General features: G+C 68.7%; 26 protein-coding genes. 10 read left to right on the top strand and 16 right to left on the bottom strand.

What is annotated here, in order from left to right:
• Positions 1-77: 77 nt before the first annotated feature.
• The 3 genes from JAO74_RS13225 to JAO74_RS13215 are packed head-to-tail and all read right to left on the bottom strand — an operon-like array spanning position 78 to position 3,842.
• Positions 78-1,784, bottom strand: a complete 1,707-nt coding sequence (locus JAO74_RS13225) for a heparinase II/III family protein (RefSeq protein ID WP_199039174.1) — start codon at positions 1,782-1,784, stop codon at positions 78-80.
• A 52-nt stretch (positions 1,785-1,836) separates the two neighbouring features.
• Positions 1,837-2,523 carry a ribulose-phosphate 3-epimerase gene (rpe, locus tag JAO74_RS13220; protein WP_199038813.1) on the bottom strand — a complete coding sequence of 229 codons (687 nt, stop codon included), beginning with the start codon at positions 2,521-2,523 and terminating at the stop codon, positions 1,837-1,839.
• Between the two features lie 50 nt (positions 2,524-2,573).
• Positions 2,574-3,842: an RsmB/NOP family class I SAM-dependent RNA methyltransferase gene (locus tag JAO74_RS13215; protein ID WP_233150990.1), complete on the bottom strand. Its 1,269-nt coding sequence runs from the start codon at positions 3,840-3,842 to the stop codon at positions 2,574-2,576.
• Between the two features lie 119 nt (positions 3,843-3,961).
• Here JAO74_RS13215 and JAO74_RS13210 point away from each other — a divergent pair, with 119 nt between their 5' ends.
• Together JAO74_RS13210 and JAO74_RS13205 are read left to right on the top strand one after the other, a co-directional pair.
• Positions 3,962-4,123 carry a DUF1674 domain-containing protein gene (locus JAO74_RS13210; protein ID WP_199038810.1) on the top strand — a complete coding sequence of 54 codons (162 nt, stop codon included), beginning with the start codon at positions 3,962-3,964 and terminating at the stop codon, positions 4,121-4,123.
• Positions 4,124-4,211: 88 nt separating this feature from the next.
• A complete protein-coding gene (locus JAO74_RS13205; protein ID WP_233150989.1) occupies positions 4,212-6,041 on the top strand; it encodes an AsmA family protein in 1,830 nt (609 codons plus the stop codon).
• A gap of 297 nt (positions 6,042-6,338) precedes the next feature.
• On the opposite strand, the gene JAO74_RS13200 is transcribed toward JAO74_RS13205, so the two are convergent.
• Complete coding sequence (locus JAO74_RS13200; protein ID WP_199039167.1) at positions 6,339-7,316, bottom strand: NAD(P)H-dependent glycerol-3-phosphate dehydrogenase; 978 nt, start codon at positions 7,314-7,316, stop codon at positions 6,339-6,341.
• Positions 7,317-7,327: 11 nt separating this feature from the next.
• Positions 7,328-8,356: a tRNA (adenosine(37)-N6)-threonylcarbamoyltransferase complex transferase subunit TsaD gene (tsaD, locus tag JAO74_RS13195; protein WP_199039165.1), complete on the bottom strand. Its 1,029-nt coding sequence runs from the start codon at positions 8,354-8,356 to the stop codon at positions 7,328-7,330.
• Positions 8,357-8,416: 60 nt separating this feature from the next.
• On the opposite strand from tsaD, the gene hemC reads away from it, so the two are divergent.
• Genes hemC through JAO74_RS13180 form a run of 3 tightly spaced genes read left to right on the top strand, consistent with a single transcriptional unit; the run spans position 8,417 to position 10,954 of the window.
• Positions 8,417-9,328 (top strand): hydroxymethylbilane synthase, encoded by a 912-nt coding sequence (gene hemC / locus JAO74_RS13190; RefSeq protein ID WP_199038807.1) that lies wholly within the window; start codon positions 8,417-8,419, stop codon positions 9,326-9,328.
• Positions 9,325-10,005, top strand: a complete 681-nt coding sequence (locus JAO74_RS13185; RefSeq protein WP_199038804.1) for a uroporphyrinogen-III synthase — start codon at positions 9,325-9,327, stop codon at positions 10,003-10,005. Before hemC ends, JAO74_RS13185 begins: the two co-directional genes overlap by 4 nt.
• A gap of 37 nt (positions 10,006-10,042) precedes the next feature.
• Positions 10,043-10,954, top strand: a complete 912-nt coding sequence (locus JAO74_RS13180; protein WP_199038802.1) for an MICOS complex subunit MIC60 — start codon at positions 10,043-10,045, stop codon at positions 10,952-10,954.
• 252 nt (positions 10,955-11,206) lie between these two features.
• Here the strand turns inward: JAO74_RS13180 and JAO74_RS13175 are convergent, their stop codons facing one another.
• Positions 11,207-12,013, bottom strand: coding sequence for a DUF72 domain-containing protein (locus JAO74_RS13175; RefSeq protein ID WP_199038799.1), 807 nt, complete (start codon positions 12,011-12,013; stop codon positions 11,207-11,209).
• Between the two features lie 321 nt (positions 12,014-12,334).
• On the opposite strand from JAO74_RS13175, the gene JAO74_RS13170 reads away from it, so the two are divergent.
• The 3 genes from JAO74_RS13170 to JAO74_RS13160 all read left to right on the top strand — a co-directional run bounded on the left by JAO74_RS13170 (position 12,335) and on the right by JAO74_RS13160 (position 13,532).
• Positions 12,335-12,574, top strand: coding sequence for a hypothetical protein (locus tag JAO74_RS13170; protein WP_199038796.1), 240 nt, complete (start codon positions 12,335-12,337; stop codon positions 12,572-12,574).
• Between the two features lie 46 nt (positions 12,575-12,620).
• On the top strand, positions 12,621-13,103 hold the full coding sequence (locus JAO74_RS13165) for a hypothetical protein (RefSeq protein WP_199038793.1): 483 nt from the start codon (positions 12,621-12,623) through the stop codon (positions 13,101-13,103).
• A 261-nt stretch (positions 13,104-13,364) separates the two neighbouring features.
• Positions 13,365-13,532 carry a hypothetical protein gene (locus JAO74_RS13160; protein WP_199038790.1) on the top strand — a complete coding sequence of 56 codons (168 nt, stop codon included), beginning with the start codon at positions 13,365-13,367 and terminating at the stop codon, positions 13,530-13,532.
• 15 nt (positions 13,533-13,547) lie between these two features.
• Here JAO74_RS13160 and JAO74_RS13155 read toward each other — a convergent pair whose 3' ends face one another.
• A complete protein-coding gene (locus JAO74_RS13155; RefSeq protein ID WP_199038786.1) occupies positions 13,548-14,867 on the bottom strand; it encodes a dihydroorotase in 1,320 nt (439 codons plus the stop codon).
• Positions 14,868-14,915: 48 nt separating this feature from the next.
• Here JAO74_RS13155 and ygfZ point away from each other — a divergent pair, with 48 nt between their 5' ends.
• On the top strand, positions 14,916-15,638 hold the full coding sequence (gene ygfZ / locus JAO74_RS13150) for a CAF17-like 4Fe-4S cluster assembly/insertion protein YgfZ (RefSeq protein WP_199038783.1): 723 nt from the start codon (positions 14,916-14,918) through the stop codon (positions 15,636-15,638).
• Positions 15,639-15,646: 8 nt separating this feature from the next.
• Here ygfZ and JAO74_RS13145 read toward each other — a convergent pair whose 3' ends face one another.
• Positions 15,647-16,120 carry a monooxygenase family protein gene (locus tag JAO74_RS13145; RefSeq protein ID WP_199038780.1) on the bottom strand — a complete coding sequence of 158 codons (474 nt, stop codon included), beginning with the start codon at positions 16,118-16,120 and terminating at the stop codon, positions 15,647-15,649.
• A 32-nt stretch (positions 16,121-16,152) separates the two neighbouring features.
• On the opposite strand from JAO74_RS13145, the gene JAO74_RS13140 reads away from it, so the two are divergent.
• Entirely contained in the window at positions 16,153-16,758 is a 606-nt protein-coding gene (locus JAO74_RS13140) for a TetR/AcrR family transcriptional regulator (RefSeq protein ID WP_199038777.1), read from the top strand.
• A gap of 140 nt (positions 16,759-16,898) precedes the next feature.
• Here the strand turns inward: JAO74_RS13140 and JAO74_RS13135 are convergent, their stop codons facing one another.
• The 8 genes from JAO74_RS13135 to JAO74_RS13100 form a co-directional block, all read right to left on the bottom strand.
• A complete protein-coding gene (locus tag JAO74_RS13135; RefSeq protein WP_199038774.1) occupies positions 16,899-18,041 on the bottom strand; it encodes an OmpA family protein in 1,143 nt (380 codons plus the stop codon).
• 431 nt (positions 18,042-18,472) lie between these two features.
• On the bottom strand, positions 18,473-18,781 hold the full coding sequence (locus JAO74_RS13130) for a hypothetical protein (protein WP_199038771.1): 309 nt from the start codon (positions 18,779-18,781) through the stop codon (positions 18,473-18,475).
• Positions 18,775-19,011 carry a hypothetical protein gene (locus tag JAO74_RS19280; protein WP_416194311.1) on the bottom strand — a complete coding sequence of 79 codons (237 nt, stop codon included), beginning with the start codon at positions 19,009-19,011 and terminating at the stop codon, positions 18,775-18,777. The genes JAO74_RS13130 and JAO74_RS19280 overlap by 7 nt, the downstream gene beginning before the upstream one ends.
• Positions 19,008-19,613 (bottom strand): phage BR0599 family protein, encoded by a 606-nt coding sequence (locus tag JAO74_RS19275; RefSeq protein WP_416194310.1) that lies wholly within the window; start codon positions 19,611-19,613, stop codon positions 19,008-19,010. The genes JAO74_RS19280 and JAO74_RS19275 overlap by 4 nt, the downstream gene beginning before the upstream one ends.
• Positions 19,610-20,005, bottom strand: a complete 396-nt coding sequence (locus tag JAO74_RS13115) for a hypothetical protein (RefSeq protein ID WP_199038768.1) — start codon at positions 20,003-20,005, stop codon at positions 19,610-19,612. The genes JAO74_RS19275 and JAO74_RS13115 overlap by 4 nt, the downstream gene beginning before the upstream one ends.
• 148 nt (positions 20,006-20,153) lie before the next feature.
• Positions 20,154-21,422, bottom strand: a complete 1,269-nt coding sequence (locus JAO74_RS13110; protein ID WP_199038765.1) for an adenosylmethionine--8-amino-7-oxononanoate transaminase — start codon at positions 21,420-21,422, stop codon at positions 20,154-20,156.
• The gene (bioD, locus tag JAO74_RS13105) at positions 21,419-22,036 is read right to left on the bottom strand and encodes a dethiobiotin synthase (RefSeq protein WP_199038762.1); all 618 of its coding nucleotides are present in this window, start codon (positions 22,034-22,036) and stop codon (positions 21,419-21,421) included. The genes JAO74_RS13110 and bioD overlap by 4 nt, the downstream gene beginning before the upstream one ends.
• On the bottom strand, positions 22,033-23,157 hold the full coding sequence (locus JAO74_RS13100) for an 8-amino-7-oxononanoate synthase (RefSeq protein WP_199038759.1): 1,125 nt from the start codon (positions 23,155-23,157) through the stop codon (positions 22,033-22,035). Before JAO74_RS13100 ends, bioD begins: the two co-directional genes overlap by 4 nt.
• Positions 23,158-23,220 lie beyond the last annotated feature (63 nt).

Here is a 23,220-nt window from a genome sequence, read left to right as displayed (position 1 = left end):
GGGCGGCAAGGGGCCGGGGTGGGCGTTATCTGCCCGCGCCCATAGGCGTCCCCGCCCCCCGAATCAAAGGGCGCACATCAAAGCGCGCGCTTCAGCACCCAGCTGATATGCGCGCCGCCCGCCGCCGCCTCGCCGCCGACCACCAGTTGCTGGATATCGACCGGTCGCCCCTCGCCGTCCATCCACACGCTGTCCTCGATCCCCAGCGTCCCGCCCCGGCAGCGGAACTGCCACATGCCCCCGCCCGGCAGGCGGAGCAGCGCCGCCTGTCCGTCGGCGGTCGACGACACCTCGACCCCGCGCCCGAGGTGAAACCGCAGCGCGAATTCGGTGGTGTCCGGCCGCCGCTTGCGCCCGGCGGGCAGCAACGCGTCCTCGCCGCGCAGCTCGCGCCCGTCGCCGGTCAGCATCAACTGGCGGCGATGCAGGAAGCCCCAGCGGCGGACATAGCCGTCATGGCTCGCCTCGATCCGGCTCGCAGCGTCCGATTCCTGCCGCGACAATTCGACCTGCGCGACGCCGCGGCCCAGCGTGCCATCGGCATGGATCGCGGTGGAATTGCTGTCGCCCAGCGTCAGCGTCGAATGCGCCGCCGTGGAGCGCAGCCCTTCCAGCAATTCGGCCGGCATCGCCGCATGCGCCTCGCGCGCGCCGCCGCAATTCACCACCAGCCGCACCGGTCCGTCGGAGAATTCGAACGCCAGCGTCGATGCGCAACCGCCCGCGACGACGCGCGCGACCGGCGGCGGCGCGGCATCGACGATCAGCACCGTGCTGCCCGCCGCCAGCCGCTGATACCCCCAGTCGCGCGACTGGCGCAGCGGCCGGGTGCGGATGCCGGTGGCGCGGATCACCGCCGCGATATGCTCGGCGGTCGCTGGCCCACCGCCCTGCCAGCTCGACAGCATCTGGTCGCCGTGCAGGCTGCCCAGCAACGCCGGCATCGCCCGCGCCATCGCCGCCATCACCGGTTCGGGCAACGCGACGCCGCGCGCCTCGTACACCGCGCGCAGCGTCGCCAGCAGCATCATCGTGTCGAGCAGCATCGCCGGGCTGCGCGACACCGATCCGCCATCGTCCAGCAGGCCGCTGCCGATCGCGCGCGCCAGTCCCGCCTCGCCGAATGCCAGCCGCGGCTCACCACCGGGGATTAGCAGCCCCGCCGCGACGACGCCGCACCACGCCGCGATCCGGCCCGCGCCCGGCGCCGCCTTGTCCGCGCCGCGATCCAGATGCCGCGCCCCGCGCGCCAGCGTGTCCAGCACCCGCGACCGATAGACCAGATCGTCCGACGACAGGATCAGCGGCGCATGCGCGGTCCAGTACAGGATGCGCCGGCCCCACAGGTCGGGCGCCCAGGCAGCCCCCTCGACCTTGTCGGCATGCACCGCCAGCCACTGCGCCATCAGCCGCTCGGCGATCGGCGACCCTTGGTCCCGCGTCGCCACGCTCGACAGGTCGCGCAGCCATGCGAAGCTGTGCCAGTACGCCGCGAACGGCGTGCCCCAATCCGCCTGTGCAGGATCGAACGTGTCGAGCGTCCGCGTCTCGCCCCTGAACGTGATCCGACCGCCCAGCAACGCCAGCCCGCGCGACACGTCGCCCATCACCGGATCGTCGGGCACCGCGATCAGCTTCAGCGGAAACCGCCCGTTCAACCGCATCGTGTGCAGCGGCGTGCGCCAGGTCAGCTTGTGGAACGCATCGGCCAGACGATCGGCCAGTGATCGGCCGCGCTCGGCGTCGATCGACATCAACCAGTGACCCTCGTCGATCCCCTGCATTTCAGGATCGACGGTCACAACACCGGCTTCGGCCTCGCCTATCGGGCGATGTTCACCCACCGTCGCGCCCGTTACCGCCCCCATGACCGCGCAGGGCCGCGATGTTGGCAGCATAGGCGGACGGCCCGCCCCGGAACACCGCCGTCCCCGCCACCAGCGCATCCGCCCCCGCCGCGATGCAACGCGGGGCGGTGACGGGATCGACGCCGCCGTCGACCTCCAGATCGATCGCCCGGCCGCTGGCGTCGATCATCTTGCGGATCGCGGCGATCTTCTTCAGCTGGCTGTCGATGAAGTGCTGGCCGCCGAAACCGGGGTTCACGCTCATCACCAGCACCAGGTCGACCATGTCGATCAGGTAATCGAGCATTTTGGCCGGCGTGCCCGGATTGATGACCACGCCCGCCCGCTTGCCCAGCGACTTGATGTGCTGGATCGACCGATGGATATGCGGCCCCGCCTCGACATGCACAGTGATGCAATCTGCCCCCGCCTCGGCAAAGGCATCGAGGTAACGGTCGACCGGCGCGATCATCAGGTGGACGTCGAACGGCTTGGTCGTGACCGGGCGGATCGCCTTCATCACCGCTGGCCCGAACGAGATGTTGGGCACGAAATGCCCGTCCATCACATCGACATGGATCCAGTCGGCGCCCGCCTCGTCGATCGCACGCACCTCCTCGCCCAGACGGGCGAAATCGGCGGAGAGGATAGATGGAGCGATGCGGACGGGCTGCATGCCGACGCTCTCTATCACCGCCCGCGCGCGCGGCAAGTCAATGGGCCAAGTCAGCTGCGCACCAGCCGGACGATGAAGAAGCCGTCATTGCCGCCCTCCGCGATATCACCCGGCATCGTCCGCACCCAGCCACCCTCGGTCGCGGCGACCGGCAACGTGCCTTCGGCCACCGGATCGATCCGGTAATCGCCGCGCGCGTTCAGGAAGCGCTCCAGTTGCCGCTCGCCCTCCTCCGGCTCCAGCGAGCAGGTGGCATAGACCAGCGTCCCGCCCGGCTTCACCCAGTCGGCGGCGCGGACCAGCAACTGCGCCTGCAATTCGGCCAGTTCCGCCACCATCGACGGCCGCACCCGGTGCAGCACGTCGGGATGCCGGCGGAAGATGCCGGTGGCGCTGCACGGCGCATCCAGCAGCACCGCATCGACCGGCGCATCCGGCTTCCATTCGCGCACGTCGGCCTTTACCACCTCGGCCTTCAGGTGGGTGCGGAACAGGTTCTCGCGCAGCCGCTTGATCCGCCCCTGCGACGAATCGACCGCCACCGTGGTCCACCCCGCCGCCGCGAGCTGCATCGTCTTGCCGCCGGGCGCCGCGCACAGGTCGAGCACGGTGCCGCGCCCTTCGCCCAGCAACCGGGCGGGGAACGACGCGGCGATGTCCTGCACCCACCAAGCCCCATCGGTATAACCCGGCATGTCCGGCACCGAATCATGATCGCGCAGCCGCAGATGGCCCGGCGCAAACGACACGCCGCCCAGCTTCTCGCGCCATTCGTCGGTCTCGGCCGAGTCGGTCAGCGTGATGTCCAGCGGCGGCGGCGCGGCGATCGCGTGTTCGGCCGCCTCGACCATCGCCTCGCCCCATGCCTTTTGCCAGCGCGCCTCGACCAGCGGCGGCAGCGCCGGCACCTCGGGCAGCAGCGCATGGCCGCGCATCAGCGTGCCGAACACGCCATGGACCAGCTTGCGCGGGCCGCCATCGACCAGTGGCAGCACCGTCGAGATCGCGGCGTGCGGCGGCGTGCCCAGCACCAGCGCCTGTACCAGCGCGATGCGCAATGCCATCCGCGCCTTCGCATCGTCGGGCAGCGCGCGCTCGGTCGCGCCATCGATCAACGCGTCGAGATCGGGCAGCCGGCGCAGCGTTTCGGCGGCGATGGCATGCGCCAGCCCGCGATCCGGGCCATGGACCATCCGCGTGGCCGCCGGCAACGCCGCCTCCAGCGCCTCGCCCCGGCGGAGGACGGCATCGAGCAGCTTGATCGCGGCGCGGCGGGTGGGAACGCCGAGCGGCTCGGGTGCATGGGTCTGGTGGGTCAAGCGGTCATCGTCGATTCGGGTTGGGCGCCATCGCGCGGGGTTGAACGGGTGCGGCTCCCTTGGGATCGCGCGGTCGCATGCCTATGTGGAGCAGAACCGCCGCAACCGAAAGAGCCGTCATGGGCCAGCGCCCCGACCATGTGAAGCCGCCCGCCTATCTGTCGCCCAATCCGCCGGTGCCCGAACCCGCACCGGCGCCGCTGGTGAAGGACGATCCGCTCGGCCGCGATCCCGTCCGCTACGGCGACTGGGAGCTGAAGGGCATCGCGATCGATTTCTGATTTCCCCTTTCGCCACAAATGACACGCGCAATCGAATCGATTGCGGAACGAAGTCCGGCGCTGAACGTCCCGCCTAACGATGAGCATCATGGGGAACAGGACCGCCCGCATCGTGGCGGCGGTGGCAGCGATCGTGGCGGTGTTGTTGCTGATACTGGCCGCTTTCCCCTGGGGCATCCTGCGCGGCATCGTCGAACGGGAAGCGACCGAGCGGTTCGGCCGGCCGGTCAGCATCGGCGCGGTCGAGCGTGTCGATCATATCGGCTTCACCCCCACCATCGCCATCCGCAACGTGCGCATCGCGCAAGCCGACTGGGTCGGCCCCGGCGATTTTGCCCGGATCGATGCGGTCACGGTCAGTTTCCCCGTCTGGCCGCTGCTGACCGGCGATTTCCGGCCGCATGACGTGGTGGCCGATGGCCTGCGCCTCGCCCTCGCCCGCGATGCGCAGGGGCGGACCAACTGGGGTCGGCCGGGCAAGCAGGAAAGCGGCGGCGGCTCCACCGATCTCGGCGCGCTGACCGTGCGTAACGCCGTCATCAGCTATGCCGATGCCAAGCAGGACCGGCAGGTGACCGTCGCGGTCGCCGCCGACCCGGTCGGCGGACTGCGCGTCAAGGGGCGCGGCCGGATCAACGCCGTCCCTGTCGCGCTCACCGTCACCGGCCCTGCTCCCGTCGCCGGCAAGCCATGGCCCTTTACCGCGACGATCGACGGTAACGGTCTGGCGATGCGGACGACCGGCACGATGGACCGGCCGCTCGACACCGACGCCATGACGCTCGACGTCACCGCCCGCGCCACCGACCTGAAGCTGATCGACGCGGTGATCGAAGCGGGGTTGTTCCGCACCCGGCCGGTCGCCCTGCACGCGCAGGTCCGCCGCGATCCCGATACATGGACGATCACCGGCCTGCACGGCACCATCGGCCGGTCCGACATCGCCGGACATCTGGCGGTGAAGAAAGTCGACGGCCGGTCGAAGATCGACGGCGCGATCACGTCGCGCGCGTTCGACTTCGCCGACCTCACGTCCGCCGAGGGACGCGCCGAGGCGGCCGCGCTCGAACGGCGGATCGGCCCCCGCCTTGTCCCCAACACCCGCATCGACATCGGCAAGATCCAAAACACCGATGGTCGCCTGTCGTTCAGGGTCGGCCGCATCATCGGCGCCAACTCACCGCCGATCGTCAGCATGGCCGGCACCTTGGTGATGGACCACCGCTTACTGACGCTGGCGCCGTTGCGGCTCAGCCTAGCGCAGGGTCGCGTCACCGGCCGCGCCGTCGTCGACCAGCGTCGCGGGCAACGCTCGCCGACGCTGACGCTCGATCTGCGGCTGGCGGATGGCGAGGTCGGCGCCTTTGCCGCCGGTGGCCAGTTCACCGGCAGGCTGGCGGCGCGGGTACGGCTGGCGGGCGTCGGCGACACGATCCGCGATGCGGTCGGCCGGTCTGACGGATCGGTCGGCTTCGTCGTCGTCAACGGCCGCCTGCCCGCGCGCTACGCCGCCGCCCTGGGCTTCGATGCCGGCCGCGCGCTGCTGGCGGGATCGAGCGACCGGACGGCGCTGCGCTGCCTCGTTACCCGCCTGTCGATGCATGGCGGCACCGGTCGTGCCGACCCGCTGTTGATCGACACCGCGGTCAGCCAGTTGACCGGCACCGGCACGGTCAGCTTCCCCGACGAACGCCTCGCCTTCGTCCTGCGCGGCGCCCCCAAGCAGAGCGTCCTGCTCCGCATCCCCGGCTCGGCGACGGTCGGCGGGACGCTTCAGAACCCGGCGCTGTCGGTGCCGCCGCAGGTGAAATCGGTCGGCAACATCTTCAAGGCAATCGGCAACCGCATCACCGGTCATAGCGGCCCCGTCGCCACCGACGCCGATTGCCGGTCCCTGACCGCCAGGGCGTTGCGTTAGAAGAGACACCTCGCCTTGATCCGTCATTGCGAGCGCAGCGAAGCAACCCAGGGCAGCGCGCGAAACACTGGGTTGCTTCGCTGCGCTCGCAATGACGGACGGGTTTTGTGTCGGCTGCCCAGCGTCGGCAATCACCACTGTCCTACACGATCAACCCAAGATATCCCCATCCACCTGCCGCTCTTTCAAACCGTCCATCCCCCCCGCTACGCTTTCGCGCGCGTGTACGCGTACGCGCGCGGCCGTGAGTGTGACTTTAGTGACTTTCCGCGCCGGCCATGGGCAAAGCGAAGGGGCCTAGACCCCCTCCTCCCGCAACGGCCGCGCCAGCAAGGCGCCGATCACATCCTCGACCGCCGCACCCTCCAGCAAGCGGCACACCGCCTCGCATACGGGCATATCGACCCCCACGTCCGCCGCCGCCTGACGCAGCACCGGGGCGGTGAACGCGCCCTCCGCGATCGTCCGCCGATCCGCCATCAGCACCGCCGCCGGCTGACCCCGCCCCAGCCCGACCCCGAGCGAGAAATTGCGGCTGCTGGTCGACGAACAGGTCAGCACCAGATCGCCCAATCCCGACAGCCCGGCCAGCGTCTCCACCCGCGCACCGCGCGCCAGCCCGAACCGCGTCATCTCGGCAAAGCCGCGCGCGATCAGGGCCGCCCGCGCGTTCTGGCCCAGCCCCGCGCCCTCGACCACGCCGCACCCGATCGCCAGCACGTTCTTCACCGCGCCGCCGATTTCGGCACCGACCACGTCGCTGCTGGCATAGGGCCGGAAATGCGGCGCCGCGAGCCGGTCGGACAGACGCGTCCGCAGGGCCGCATCCTCGCATGCCAGCGTCACCGCCGTCGGCAATCCCGCCGCGACCTCATGCGCGAAGGTGGGGCCGGACAGCACCGCGATCGGTGCCGCCGGATGCACGGCGCGGGCGATCTCGCCGACCAGCCGCTTGCTGCCCGCCTCGATCCCCTTGGCGCACAGCACCAGCGGCGTACGACCGACCGGCGTCTCCGCCAACACCGCGCCGACATGCTGCGCCGGCGCGACCACCAGAATCGCATCGCGGTCCGCCAGTTCCCCCAGATCGCCGGTCGCCCGGATCGTCGGCGACAGGTCGATGCCCGCCAGGAACAGCGCGTTGCGATGCTCGCCGTTGATCGAGGCGACCACCGCCTCCTCGCGCGCCCAGAGCAGCACGTCCTGCCCGCCGAACGCCGCGACCTGTGCCAGCGCCGTTCCCCATGCGCCGCCGCCGATGACACCTATTTTCATAGAGGGGATCTTCATGCCTTCACTCCCGCACCACGCACCGCTTCCGCCGACGGATCGAGCGGCCAGCGCGGCCGCGCCGGGATGTCGAGCGGATCGGTCAGGCCAGCGGCGAACCGCTCCACCCCGGCCCACGCGATCATCGCCGCATTATCGGTGCATAACCACAGGGGTGGCGCGACGAAGCGGCGGCCATGCGCGGTCGCCAGTCCCTCCAGCGCGGATCGCACCGCCGTGTTCGCTGCGACGCCGCCCGCCACGACCAGTGTCGCCGCTTCCGGCACCGCATCCAGCGCCCGCGCCGTCCGGTCGAGCAGGCAATCGACCACCGCCGCCTGGAACGAGGCGGCCAGATCCTCCGGCGAATGATCGTCCTTTGCCCGCGCGACCGCGCTCTTCAGGCCGGCGAACGAGAAATGCGGTTCGGCCGAACCCTTCAGCGGGCGCGGCAATGGCACCGCCTTCGGATTGCCCAGCAGCGCCGCCCGCTCCACCGCCGGGCCGCCGGGAAAGCCGAGGCCGAGCAGCTTGGCGGTCTTGTCGAACGCCTCGCCCGCCGCATCGTCGATCGTCGTTGCCAGCCGCCGGTATCGCCCGACGCCCTCGACCAGTAGCAACTGGCAATGGCCGCCCGACACCAGCAGCAGCAGGTACGGAAATTCGAGGTCCGGATCGGACAGCCGCGGGCTGAGCGCATGGCCCTCCAGATGATTGACCGCGACCAGCGGCTTCCCCACCGCATGCGCCAGCGCCTTGCCGGTGACGAGGCCGACCATGACGCCGCCGATCAGGCCGGGGCCGGCGGTGGCGGCGATCGCATCGACCTGATGCAGCGTCACCCCGGCATCGGCGAGCGCGGCGGCGATCAGCGGTTCCAGCGCCTCGACATGCGCCCGCGCCGCGATTTCGGGGACGACGCCGCCATAGGGCGCATGGGCCGCCTCCTGCCCCGCCAGACGATGGGCAAGGACGCGGCGATCGCCGGTAACGAGCGCGGCGGCGGTCTCGTCGCAGGAGGATTCCAGACCAAGGATCAACATGATCCCCTCCTATCCGCTCGGCCGCCGCTTGTCGAAGCCGCGGGGGTGCGGCAAGAAAGGGTGATGGTGCGTTTCAGGCTCGGCACGCGCGGTTCGCCGCTGGCGCTCACTCAGGCGGGCATGGTCCGCGATGCGCTGTGCGCCGCGCATGGCTGGACGCCGGACATGGTCGAGACGGTGGTCATCCGCACCACCGGCGACCGGGTGCAGGACCGTGCGCTGGCCGATATCGGCGGCAAGGCGCTGTGGACCAAGGAACTGGACCGTGCGCTGCTGGCCGGCGAACTCGACGCGGCCGTCCATTCGATGAAGGACGTCGAAACCGTGCGCCCCGCCGCGATCCGCATCGCCGCAATGCTGCCCCGCGCGGATGTGCGCGACCGGTTGATCGGCGTCGATTCGATCGACGCGCTGCCCCCCGGCGCGGTCGTCGGGACCAGCAGCCCGAGGCGACGGGCGCAGTTGCTGCGGCATCGGCCCGACCTGCAAATCGTGCTGTTCCGCGGCAATGTCGACACGCGGCTGGCCAAGCTGGCGGCGGGGGAGGTCGATGCGACGCTGCTCGCCGCCGCCGGGCTCGACCGCCTCGGCCGGATCGATACGGGAACCGCGGTGCCGACCGCGGCGATGCTGCCGGCACCGGCGCAGGGTGCGGTGGGGATCGAGGTGCGGACCGACGATGGCGAGGCGCTGGAGCGCATAGCCGCGATCGACGATCCGGCGACGCATGCCTGCGTCGTGGCGGAGCGGGCGCTGCTGACAGTGTTGCGGGCAGACTGCCATTCGCCGGTCGCGGCGCTGGCCAGCCTGTCGGGCGAGATGCTGTTGCTGCGCGGCGAATTGCTGTCGGAGGATGGCGCCGAGCAGGTATCGGGCTATGTCGAGGGAACCGACGGTGCCACGCTCGGTGCCGCGCTCGCCGCCGATCTGCTGGCACGGGCACCGGCGGCAGTGCGGCGCCTGTTCGAGGGATGAGGCGACCGCTGATCGTCCTGCGGCCGGAACCGGGCAACGCCCGCACCGCCGCGGCGATCGAGGCGCTGGGCGGCGAGGCGATCCGGTTGCCGCTGTTCACGATCGAGCCACGGCCATGGCACGCCCCCGATCCGGCGGCGTTCGACGTGTTGCTGGCGACGAGTGCCAATGCCTTTCGCCAGGGCGGCGCGGGGCTGGCGGGTCTGCGCGATCTGCCGGTCTGGGCGGTGGGCGCCACCACGGCTGAGGCGGCAAGGGCGGCGGGCTTCACGGTCGCGCGCATCGGCGAGGGCGACGGGAGGACGCTCGCCCTGACTGCACCGGCGGGTTTGCGGATGCTGCATCTGGCCGGGAAGGAGCGGATCGCGCCGGCCGGCATCGCGGCGACGGTTATGACACGATCGGTCTATGCGGCACCACCCACGGATGTTTCGGCCGCAGCGATCGCCGGCGCGGCGGGCGGCGTGGCGCTGCTGTATTCGACGCGGGCGGCGCGGCGATGGGCGGAACTGGTCGATCTGCACCGCCTGCCCCGCGACACGATCCGGCTGGCGACGATCGGTAAGGCGGTGGCGACGGCCGCCGGTGACGGCTGGAATCGGGTCGCTGCCGCTGCCGTTCCGACCGATGCGGCGGTGGTGACGCTCGCGTTGGGACTGTCGATCGATGCTGAATGATTGACCGGCGGGCGCGCGGCGAGGATAAACGCCCGCAATGAGCAGCACCGCGCCCTTCGATGCCCCCACGCGCGGGCGCCGCCTTGGTCCGATCATCGCCCTGATCGTGATCGCCTTCGTCATCGGCGGCCTGCTGGTCGGCTATGCGATGCGATCCGGCTGGACCGCCGGGTTGCTGGATGCCCAGGCGACCCGGAGCAGCGATCGGGGGGCGACCAACTTCGTGCCGGCTCAGCCGCTCAATTCGTCGGGCGGCACCCCGGCGGTCGATCCGACGATGCTGGTGACGCGCGAGGCGGCACTGGCCGGACAGCTTTCGGCGCTGGAGGCGCGCGCCGCCGCCGTCGCCACCGATGCCGCTGCCGCCGGGGCGCAGGCGACGCGGGCGGAAGCGCTGATGGTCGCCTTCGCCGCGCGCCGGTCGATCGATCGCGGCAACAGTCTGGGCTATCTGGAGGAGCAGCTGCGCAGCCGCTTCGTCGCCGCGCAGCCACGGGCGGTGCAGGTGGTGATCCAGGCCGCGCGGACGCCGGTGACGGTGGAGGATCTGCGTCAGGGCCTCGACGCGATCGCCCCCGACCTACAATCGGCGAGCGGTGGCGACTGGCTGGCCGATACGCGGCGGGAGATCGGCAATCTGATCGTCGTGCGCCGCGAAGGCACGCCCTCCGCCGCCCCGGCCGAGCGGCTGGCCCGCGCGCGCCGGCTGCTCGACGATGGTCAGGTCGCCGCCGCCCGCAGCGAGGTGTCGCGCCTGCCCGGCGCGGCGCAGGCCGGCAACTGGATGGCCGCCGCTCGGCGTTACATGCTGGCGCATCAGGCGCTCGACGTGATCGAAACCGCCGCGATCCTGGGGCAGGCGCAGGGGCCGCAAGCGCCGGTCCGCACCGAAACCCCGGTGGCGACGACGACGATGTCCGCCGAGGGCGCGAGCGAAGGTTCGCGCTAGGTTTAAACAAAGTCATCAGCCTCTCGACGGCGCGGAAAGTCTCGAAAGTCACGCCCCGCGATCGTGCGCGCGCGTGCCCGCGCGCGGGGGCGGCTGGAGTTTAACCGGACCGTGTCAAAGAGCAGTTGCTTACCCGGTAACTTATTCCTGTCCCTGTAGGACAGAGGCTTTCGCGCGATTCACGATCGTTTCGTTTGCGGCGATCCCCCTCCACCAGCTTCGCTGGTCCCCCTCCCCGTGCCGGGGAGGATTTTAGAGGCGCTCGATCAGCGCCATCGCCCCGTGGGGCGCGCGGATCTTGGCGCCGTTGATAAAGAAAACGAACGTGTCGCGCGCCTGTTTGGGCGGCGCTTCGGTCGTGACATAGGGCAGGCCCGCGGGTCGGCCGCCGGCCGCCCATGTCCGCGCCTTCGTTGCCCAATGGTCGAGCGCGGTGTCGTTGTAGCCCGTCGCTTCCTCCTCGACCGCGTTTTCCAGGCGGGCGTAGACGAAGTCGCCGGTGATGTCGGCGATCGCCGGATACTCGCCTGAATCCGCGAACACGATCGTCACGCCCGCATCGCGGCACAGTGCAATGAATTCGGGGCAGGCGAAGCTGTCATGGCGGACCTGGATTGCGTGGCGCAGTGCTACGCCGTCATGGCTGGCAGGCAGCAGTTTCAGAAACGCGCCGAAATCGTCCGCGTCGAATTTCTTGGTCGCCATGAACTGCCACAGGATCGGGCCGAGCCGGTCGCCCAGTTCGACGATGCCCTGCCCCACAAAACGCTGGATCGACTCGCCGGCTTCGGCCAGCACCTTGCGGTTGGTGGCGTAGCGTGACGCCTTGACCGCGAAGACGAAGCCGTCGGGAACGGTCCTTGCCCAGCCGGCGAATGTTGCCGGCTTGAAACCGGAATAATAGGTGCCGTTGATCTCGATCGCGGTGACATGGTTGGCGGCATATTCCAGCTCGCGCTTCTGCGGCCATTTCGCCGGGTAGAAGCTGTCGCGCCATGGTTCATAGGTCCAGCCGCCGATACCGATCAGGATGGGCGCGCGAGTCGGATGTGTCGTCATGCCCCCGGTATAGCGCAGCCGGCGGCGCGGATCGCGTCTTCGAACGGGCGAACGCCTCGCTGTCGCCCAGCCGGCCCGCGCGTAGCGTTCGGTGAATCACGGCTCCGCAGGTGTACCATCGACCAGTCCCGGCAATGCGTCGAGCCGGCCGCGATTAGACATCGGCTGTCGCGACCGCGCAGGCGTCCAGGATTACCATGCTGATCGGCGGCAGCTTAAAGAAGGGCAATTATGGGATGTACGGGTGCGCGGCCTCCCCACGCTTCTCGTTCGCATGGCCCATGCGCGGATCAGCGTGATGGGCGGCGAATCAGACGACAGGTGCTGTCGACGGCGCACCGCGACCCGGATGGCGGGACGCCGGACGAGGCGGGGCGTCCAAGGCCCCGATCCGCGCGCCGTATCAAGATAAGGAGCAATGCGTGGCAAGCGACGGCGCAGTTGTGGGATGCTGGCATTGTCGGTCCGGCGCAGACGTGCGATGTGCTGGAACTGGCACTGGCAGTGACGCTGGAGACACCGATACTGGAGCGTCCGCGTTTCGGCTTCTTCAGGATGTGATGAACGTCACCCCGATACCGGCCACCTAAATGGTAGAACGCATCCAATGATTGCGACTGTTGCCGAGGGTTCCGACTGGATTGGCCGCTTGCTTGACCTTTGCGAGTTTGCCGGTGTCATCGGCGCGGGTATCGGCGGTCTGGTCGTGCTATTCAAAAACTGGCGAAAACGACTTGGCGTGGTTCGATGGCCGAGACGACGCACCGCACTGAGGCGATTGCATCAGTTGCGGCAATTCCACGCCAATCCCCGGCTCCTGATCGCATATGTCGCGCGTAGGGGCGTGGGATTGGCGATGGTGGGGTCGGCTATCCTGCTGAACGATGCGCTGTACGCGGGCGATCACATCCGCGCATTGTCCGGTCATCCCATGACCGGATTACGCTGGGAATTGTTGATGGCGGCGCTGGCGAAGCTGTCCTTTGTCACTTTGCTGGTGCTGGGTGGAGCCGACACCGTCGAACGTATCGACGACTGGGCAACATTCACGAAGCACGAACACGGCTGCTGGAGCAGACGCAGATGCTGAAAGGATGATTACCGTCACCGCCTCGCTCGATCGGGAAGCTATGCGATGATGGCATTCACGCTCATCCCGATCCTGGCAATATCGCCTGCCGCATCATCCGCACGGTGCGGCGGCCCGGCGGCCCGTCACGACCTTCTACCATCCGATGATCGCCACGCTGATCGTCCCCTGCCTTCAGGCGGGCGGCAGCGGAAGCACTGCCGCTGCCTGTGAGCAGGCGCAGGTCGCGGCGGTGGGGACGAACGCCGGGTGTCTCGCCCAATGCGCGCGAGACGATATTTCCGCGCCGGCACCGCGACGACGGGTTTCATCAGGGCGGCGGGTGGCGCGCTTCTATGGACGACGGAGGATGCGCCAGCGATACCAGCAAGGATCGTGTTCCGTCGGAACGGCATGGCGCGGCTGGCGGGGGAAAGGCGGAACGCCTGACGCGCCCGCCTCACCTCAGCCATATTCGACAGCGTCGAAGCGGATCGGCGCCCCCGCCGCCGCCTCGCCCAGCTCGCCTTCCCACATGGCGACATGGCCGCGCACGATCGTGCCAATCGGCTTGCCGGTCATCTCCATGCCCGTGAAGGGCGACCAGCCGGATCGCGATTGCAGCCAGGATTCCTCGACCGTCCACTTCTTCGCCAGATCGACGATGGTGAAGTCGGCATCGTAGCCGACGACGATCCGGCCCTTGCCGGTGATGTTGAAGATCCGCTGCGCGCCTGCGCTGGTCAGCTCGATCAGCCGCTGCAACGTCATCCGCCCCGCCGCGACATGCGTCAGCAGCAACGGGAGCAGCGTCTGAACGCCGGGCATGCCGCTGGGCGAATCGGGATAGGCCTTCGCTTTTTCCTCGACGGTGTGCGGCGCATGATCGGACCCGATCACGTCGGGCACGCCCTGGTTCAGCCAGTGCCACAACCCGTCGCGATGCGCGCCCGACCGGATCGGCGGATTCATCTGTGCATAGGTGCCGAGGCGCGGATAGGCTTCCTCGCCCGCCAGCGTCAGATGTTGCGGCGTCACCTCGCAACTGGCGACATCCTTGTGCTGTCCGAGCAGTTCCAGTTCCGCCGGGGTCGTGACGTGGAGCACGTGGATGCGGCGGCGCGCGGCCTGTGCCAGCGTCAGGATGCGCTGCGTCGCCAGCAGCGCGCTCGTATCGTCGCGCCACACCGGATGCGACGAGGCATCGCCCGCGATGCGATGATCGAGCCGCGCCTGCATCCGCGCCTCGTCCTCGGCATGGATCGCCACGCGGCGATGGCCCGACGCCAGCACGCGGGCCAGTTCCGAATCCTCCGACACCAGCAGATCGCCGGTCGATGCGCCCATGAAAATCTTCACGCCCGCGGTGCCGGGGAGCCGTTCCAGCTCAGCCAGACTGTCGGCATTGGCGCTGGTCGCCCCGACGTAAAAGGCGTGGTCGCACCACATCCGCTTCGCGCGCGCCAGCTTGTCGGCGATCGCCGCCTCGCTGTCGGTATTGGGCTTGGTGTTCGGCATTTCGAACACCGCCGTCACGCCGCCCATCACGGCGGCGCGGCTGCCACTTTCGAGGTCCTCCTTATGGACCAGACCCGGTTCGCGAAAATGCACCTGCGTGTCGATCACGCCGGGCAGGATATCGAGGCCCGTGCAATCGATCGTCCGGCCCGCATCCCCCTGCGCCCCGATCGCCACGATCCGGCCGCCGCTGATCCCGACATCGGCCTGTACGGGACCGCCAGGCAGATGGACGGTGCCTCCGACGAGTTTGAGATCGAACGACATGCTTGCAGGGTCCTTTCGCCGGCGACGCGGCCCTCCTACCTTGGGTCCATGGAGCATACCAGCCTGCGAACCACGCTTGTCGATCGTGCGGTCATCCGCGTTGCGGGGGACGACGCCCGCAGTTTCCTGCAGGGACTGGTCACCGCCGATCTTGCCGCACTAAGCCCCGCCACGCCGCTTTGGGCGGGCCTATTGACGCCGCAGGGCAAGGCGCTGTTCGATTTCATGTTGTGGGCCGATGGCGATGCTGTGCTGATCGACGTGGAGGCGACGCAGGCGGAGGCGCTGGTCCGGCGCCTGTCGATGTACCGTTTGCGCCGGCAGATCACGATCGCGCGCACCGAGCACGCGGTCCACTGGCACCCCACATCCGGCGATGTCACCGATCCGCGGCTATCGGCGCTCGGCTATCGATGGCTGGGCGATGCGGGCGAGCCCGCGGACGGCTGGCATGCCCATCGGCTTGGGTTGGGCGTGACCGAGGGGGTCGCGGAACTGGGGTCCGGCGAAACGCTCTGGCTGGAATGCAATGCGCGGGAGCTGAACGGGGTCAGCTTTACCAAGGGCTGTTACGTCGGGCAGGAGAACACCGCCCGCATGCATCACCGCGCCAAGGTCAATCGCCGTCTGGTCGTGGCGCCGATCGGACCGGTTGGCGACCGGACGCGGATGACCTATCCCGATCTGGGCCTGATCGTCGAGCATCGCCGGGTCGAAAATCTCGGCGATGCGTTGCGGCCAGCCTGGCTGGAGGCGGCGCTGCTCGACTGATCTGCCGCTCAGCGGCTGCGCGCGACGGCATCGGCCTTCATCCGACCTTGGCTCGACATGAAGGGGCCGACCGGCTGCCGGATCGGCGCGAAGCCGCCCAGTCCGGGGCGTTCCGGCATGCCGACATAGATCGCCTCGATCCCGCCACGTGCGTGATACGCCTCGTGCCAGAAACCGCAGCCCTGCGTATCGCGCAGGAAATCCCGCCACCAGCCGGCATGCGGTGTATCGCGCGTGAAGCGACCGAGACTTTCCGCGTCCCGCCAATATTGGCGGATGCCGAGATGGTTCCAGCCGAACATGAACTGCTCATCCCCCAGCAGGCCGTCCGGTTTGGCCGTCCGCATCGCCGCCAGACCACGCCCGATCCCGAATAGCGCCGGTAATGCCCGCCAGCGCCGGACCTTGAAGCCAAGCAGGACCATGACGAGGTCGGGATAGCCCGACAGATCGACGGTTTCTCGCAATGTGCCAGCTTGCATGACTTCGCTCTCCTGCTTACGGTGTATACGTAATGAGCGTTGATTACAGTGTAAACAGGGTAATTCGGTCATCATCCGATCTGCGTGAGCGGTTGATCGAATGCGCAGCCACCATGGTCGAAGCTGGCGATGCCGAAATTAGTCTGCGCGGTGTCGCGCGTGCTGCGGGCGTATCGGCGATGGCCCCCTATCGTCATTTTCCCGACAAGGCGGCCTTGATCGGTGCCGTCGCGAGCAGTGGTTTTGACGTGCTACGGCAAGAACTGGAAGCGGCGGACCGGTCCAATGATGACAAGCGACGTGCGCTGATCGCGCAGGGTGTGGCTTATGTCACCTTCGCCCGCGATCATCCCGCGCTGTTCAGGATGATGTTTGCCGATCCGTCGACCACCACATTGGCGCCGAACTGCGACACCGATGCCTACAGCGTTCTGGCGAACCGCGTCGCGAGCTTGACGGTGGACGACGGCGAAACCGCAGCGCTCGCATGCTGGTCGATCGTCCATGGGTTGGCGATGCTGATGCTCGACGCTCGCATACCCGATGGTAGTGAACGAGCAGAGACAGTGTTGACGTTATTTGTTCGCGGCCTGACCAGCACCTTAAATCGCCATTTGCCGCGCTGCGATATGCGCTGACGGATCGAAGAGGCGTTCCCACGCAGGAACAGCAATCTCTTGGCCGGTTTAGAGCAATCCAGTGCCCACCGAACAATAACGAAAAAAGGGGAGACCGGCGGTCGCCGATCTCCCCGATTTTCTTGCCGAAGCAGGAAGTCTTACTGGCCCGAACCCGGACCGTAAGTGATTTCCACGCGACGGTTCTGCACTTCGCGGACGCCATCGGCAGTCTGCACGCGCAGGTTGGTTTCACCAAAGGCGCTCGTCGTGATGACGCCATCTGGGATCGAGCGCGAGCTCATGTACGCCTTGACCGCGTCAGCGCGACGCTGCGACAGGCCCTGGTTGTACTTGGCAGCGCCCGACGTGTCGGTGTAGCCGGCCAGCATGACCTGCGCGTTACCGCAGCTCTGATACTGCGTCACGGCGTTGTCGAGGATCGACGAAGCCTCTGGCGTGACGTCCGACTTGTTCCACTCGAAGAACACGATGAACGGACCAGGCGAGCAGACCACAGGCTCCGGCGCCGGTGCGGGCGGCGGGGGCGGCGGTGCCGGGGGAGCGGGCGGCGGCGGCGGCGGCGGCGGCGGCGTCGGCGAACCGAAGTTGTAGCTCAGGCCACCCAGCACGCTGTGCGAACGGTAACGGCCGTCCAGCGTACGGTTCGTCACGTCGACCAGCTTGACGTTGTCGGCGTTGAAGAAACGATACTTCAGCGTCGCGTCGATGTGATCGGTCAGCGGTGCACGAATGCCGGCCAGAGCCTGCCATGCGAACACGGTGTCGCTGTCGTTCAGGAAGTCGCCGTTCGTGCCGAGGCCGTAATTGGCCTTGACGCGAGCGACGCCGACGCCGCCACCGACGAAGCCCTGAATGGCATCGTCATCGCCGAAGTCGAGCAAGCCGTTCAGCATGAAGCTGAGCGCCGAGCTGCGGCCACCGGCTGCATCATAGTTGCCGGCAACTGCCGAACCGGGCGTCGTCGCCGTGGCCGTCAGATAACGCGGCGTCGTGGTGGTCGACGAATAACCGTCAACGGTCGCACGACGATAGCCGACTTCGGTTTCGAGGCGGAAGCCGCCGAAATCGTAACCGACAACGCCGTCGACGTCGAAGCCATAATTGTGATCGACAGTGCCCGTACCCGACGTCGCCGCAGTGGCGCCCGTGATATCGTAATCAATGTCTTCAACGATCATCGCGCCGCCTTCAACGCCAACGTACCACGACTTGTCGCGGGCGAGGGCGGGTGAAGCAAGCGCTGTTGAGGCGAGTGCCAGAACGATGGCAACCTTCCGCATCATAGTCCCCTTTCTTGAGTGTCACTACGGTGTGCGCAAACTCACTATAGGGCAGATGGTTTCGCGGCAAGATCACAAACTTTCACATGTGTGGCGCAAGAGACACACTCTCGGGACGCGCCAGACGGTGCAAATGATGCCGTGGATCGAGTTTTAAATATTGGCCGTACCGGGGCATCGACGGCATCTCGGTCGGCCACCTTGACCGCGGCGAGAAGGATTCTCACTTTTTCACATATCTTATCAGCATCTTAACTGAGATCACGTGTGTTTTTGCGGCGTGTACATCGGGGCCGTATCCGCGTCAGTTGCTTCGGTTGCGGCCTACAAATGGTTGCGACACCGACCTATGTGACCCTCAAGTCATCATCGATCATCAATTTGTTCGTCGATCGCCGATTTGTCTCTGCGCCTCCGACCTTCACCCTATTTCAGCCCGCAAGAACGATGTCCGCAGGCAACGAATCTACCCACGTACCCCGCTGAGTCACGGCCGCAATCAAACCTGCGGTCATCGGCAACGCCAGTTTCGGTTCTGCCGTGTTGATCTCGCGCACACCATTCGTGTCGGTCAGCGTGACGCGGTAGCGTTCGACTTCCTCCCCCAACGGCGGAACGATTCCCTCGGGCAGGTTCCAGCCGATCCTGCTTCGCCGCGTCCAGCGAAGTATTCCGCCATCGGCCGGTTCCCATCGCAGATTGATCGGCGATGGCGGCCGCAGCGACGCGCCCGTCACCACGCACCGCGCCTCCGCCGGTTGGTCGTCACCGGCACCCGCCGCAACCGCTCGTCCAGCAACGCCGCCACCCGATCGGGCCGACCGCCGCGCAAGCCATAGCCCGTCGGCACCGCCCCCAGACCCAGCGCCGCCGCCGCCAGCCCGACGCAATCCACGCCGTCCATTCCCCGGCCATGCAGCCGAAACCGCACGCCCAGCATTCCCCGCGCCGCCGCGACGACTCCGCTCAACCGCCCGGCCACCGGGTCAGCAGGTCGATTCCCGGCAGATGCGGCTCGCCGCGAAAGTTCGCCGCATTGCCGAACCGCCGTGCACAGGTCGCCAGCGTCCGGTCGCATCCCTCGACCAGTTCCACCAGATCGCCCGCCGTCACCGCGAACACCGGCGGCGCGCGCAACGTCACCTGCGCCCCCGCCGACATCGCCACCGCGCTGTCCAGCCCGCCATTTGCCCCGCCGATCCCGCTGCGCCATTCATACGCCTCGCCATGCCGGCACAGCGCGATCAGGCCGCTGGTCCCCTCCACCATCACCGCGCGCACCTCGTCGATCGATCCGCCGACCAGCGCGATCCGCGCCTTGCCGTTCGCGCGGGCCAGCGCGCTGACCCACTCCGCCCCCGCCCGCGTCTTGCCGAACCCGCGCCCCGCCCGGATCAGCCACAGCGACCAGTCGTCGCGACCGGGCAATTGCCCGTCATGCGCCCAGGTCGGCCAATGCTCGTCCAACGCGTGCAATTCGCCATGCGACAGCATCCGCAACGTGCGCAGCCACTCCACGCGCGGATGCGCCACCAGCCGCGCGACCAGCGGCTTCAGGTCGCCGCCGCTCATGCCGACCTCGCCTTGCGATCCAGCGCATCGAGCTTGCGGATCAGCGTCGACTCGACCTCCTCGATCGGCACCTGCCGTGTCATCGATGCCCGCCCGCGCCCCGCCGCCCGTCGCGCCAGCACCTCCAGCGCCAGCTTGCGGTCGATCGCCTCCTCCTCGCCCGTCCCCATCGCCGTCGCCAGCAATGACGCTTCCAGCCGCACATAACCCTCGTCCAGCGCCGCTTCCCACGCCGCCGCGAAGCCCGCGTCGCGCTGCCGCAACCGGTAACAGGCCCGCGCCTCCACCCCCGCTTCGACCGCCGACCGCGTTACGTTCGCCGTCGCCGCCAGCACCTCCAGAAACCGCTGCCGCCGCACGGCATGCAGCGTCCGCTCCCCAACCTCAGCCATGATCCGCCCCCCGGCTCATCCGAACATCGTCGGGCCGGCAGCGACCGGGGCATCCGCCCCGACCACCCCGGCCCGTTCGACTATTCCTCGATGTTCCTGTTATGTACCCAAACAGCGTGACGCTGTCAAGCAAAATGTACCGATCTGGTTAAACGAATTTGCCCGCCGCGATCAGGTCGCACGCCTCGCCGATCGCCGCATACACCCGGTCCATATCGTCATCGCCGATACAATAAGGCGGCATCACATACACCGTATCCCCCAACGGTCGCAGCAACAGGTCACGCTCCCCGAAGAAGCGCAGCAGTCCCGGCCCCAGCGCCGACAGATACCCGTCCCGCCCGCCGATCTCCAACGCCGCGATCGTCCCGATCTGCCGCACCCCCGACACCGCCGGATGCGCCGCCAGCCCCGCCAGCCGCGCCGCCTGCCGCGCGCCCAGATCGGCTACCCGCGCCAGCACCGGCTCCTCGCGCCAGATGGCCAGATTCGCCACCGCCGCCGCACACGCCAACGGGTTGGCGGTATAGCTGGACGAATGGAAGAACATCGTCGCCCGGTCGCGACTGTAATGCGCCGCCCACACCGCCTCGCTCGCCATCGTCACCGCCAGCGGCACCGCGCCCCCGGTCAGCCCCTTCGACAGGCACAGGATATCCGGCACGATCCCCGCCTGCTCCCCGGCCAGCAGCGTCCCCGTCCGCCCCCAACCGGTCATCACCTCGTCGCTGATGAACAGCACTCCCGCCGCCGCGCAGATCGCCCGCATCTCGCACAGCACCCATGCCGGATAGACCAGCATCCCGCCCGCCCCCAGCACCAGCGGCTCGACGATGAACGCCGCCGCCTCGCCACCCGCGCACGCCCGCGTCAGCGCGCCCAGTGTCGCTTGCTCATGCCCAGCGGCAGGAAACGGCACCGTCTCCACATCGAACAACAACGGCGCATAAGCCCGGTTGAACACGCCGCGCGCACCGACCGACATCGCGCCGATCGTATCGCCGTGATACCCATGCTCCATCACCAGGATGCGATGTCGCGCCTCGCCCCGCGCCAGCCAGTATCCCAGCGCCATCTTCAGCGCGACCTCGACCGCCGTCGATCCAGAATCGGAATAGAACACCCGCGTCAGGCTGTCCGGCATCATTGCGCGCAGCCCCCGCGCCAGTTCCTCCGCCGGTTCGTGTGTCCATCCGGCGAAGATGATCTGGTCCAGCCGTTCCGCCTGTTCCCGCATCGCCGCCACGATCCGCGGATGCCGGTGGCCATGCGTGGTCACCCACCATGACGAGATCGCATCCACGATCCGCCGCCCGTCCGCCGTATGCAGCACCGCCCCCTCGGCACGCGTCACCAGCGGGATCGCCTCGCCCAGCCCATGCTGCGTGAAGGGATGCCACACCGACGACTCGATCATCGGAAGTCCTCCACATCGAACCCGCTCGCAAACGCCGCCGCCAGCGTCCCGGCATCCAGCGGATCGAGCAAAGGCAACCGCCCCAACCGCTTCACGCCCCCGATGGCCGCGATCGTCGCCTCGCTATCCTCCACCGCCTCCCCCACGAACGCCACGCCCAGCACCGCCACCCCGCGCGACCGCAACGCCTCGATCGACAACAGGCTGTGGTTGATCGTCCCCAGCCCCGTCCGCGCCACCAGCACTACCGGCCGCCCCCAGCGTGCGAACAGATCGGCGAACAGCAACTGCCGTGTCACCGGCACCAGCACCCCGCCCGCGCCCTCCACCACCAGCGGCCCGTCCACCACCGGCAGCACCAGCCGCGCCGGGTCGAGCGTCACCCCGTCGATCTCCGCCGCCCGGTGCGGCGAACACGGCGTCCGCAGCCGGTACGCCTCGGGCAGGCACCGCCCCGCCGGCACCCCCAGCCGCGTCACGCCAGCCACGTCGCCACCCTCATCGGTCCCCGCCTGCACCGGCTTCCAGTACTGCGCCCCCAGCGCCACCGTCAGCGCGGCGGCGAACACCGTCTTGCCGATATCGGTGTCGGTCCCCGTGACCACGATCGTCATCGCCGCACCTCCCGCAACACATCGCCCAGCGCCCGCACGTCGTCCTCCCCGACGTTCAGCGTCAGCGAGACCCGCAGCCGCGCCGTCCCCGCCGCCACCGTCGGCGGCCGTATCCCGCGCACATCATATCCCGCCGCCTGCACCGCCGCCGCGATCCGCATCGTCTCGCCATCCTCGCCGATCACCAGCGGCATGATCTGCGACCCCGTCACCGTCACCCCGCACGGCGCCAGCACCTCCGCGGCCACCGCGATCAGCGCCGCCAGCCGATCCCGCCGTTCCGGCTCGTCCGCCACGATGCGCAGCGCCTCCCCCACCGCCACCGTCATCAACGGCGACGGCGCGGTCGAAAAGATGAAGCCCCGCCCCCGGTTGACCAGAAAGTCCCGCACCACCGCCGGCCCGCACACCAGCGCCCCCTCGACCCCCAGCGCCTTTCCACAGGTATGCAGCGAGATCACGTTCTCCCGCCCCTCCAGCCCCGCCGCCAGCCCACGCCCGCCCGGCCCCCAGACCCCCGTCGCATGCGCCTCATCGATCAGCAGCATCGCGTCATGCCGCGCCGCCACCACCGCCAGTTCGTCCAGCGGCGCCCGGTCGCCATCCATCGAATACAGGCTCTCCACCGCGATCCACGGCGTTCCCGTCCCGCCGCCCGTCCGCCAGCGAACGATCGCATCCTCGAACGCCCCCGCATCGTTATGCGCCGCCGCCATGCAAGCCGCCCGCCCCAGCCGCACCCCCTCATGCGCGCTCGCGTGGATCAGCGCATCATGCACCACCAGATCGCCCCGTTGCGGCAACGTCGCCAGCAACGCCGCATTCGCCGCGAACCCGCTGCCGAAGAACAACGCCGCCTCGCACCCGAAGAACCGCGCCGCCTCGTCCTCCAGCCGCTCGTGTTCGACGTCGTTCCCCCGCAGCAGCCGCGATCCCCCGGACCCCACCGCCACGCCCCGCGCCACCGCGTCCGCCACCGCCGCCGCCAGCCGCGGCGAGGTCGATAGTCCCAGATAGTCGTTCGACGAGAAATCCACCCCCCGCCGCGGCGCCAGCGATCGCCGCCGCCCCATGGCGGCCAACTGGTCGAGATCGCGGCGATGGGCGGCAAGGTGGGGCATGCCCGCGCTGTAGGACGCGTTCGCCCGATGCGAAACCGCCCCATCCTCACCCTCGCACCCGCA

The sequence above is a fragment of the Sphingomonas mollis genome (assembly GCF_016427505.1).
Lineage (GTDB): Bacteria > Pseudomonadota > Alphaproteobacteria > Sphingomonadales > Sphingomonadaceae > Sphingomonas > Sphingomonas mollis.
This window is presented reverse-complemented; position numbering and strand designations above follow the sequence as displayed.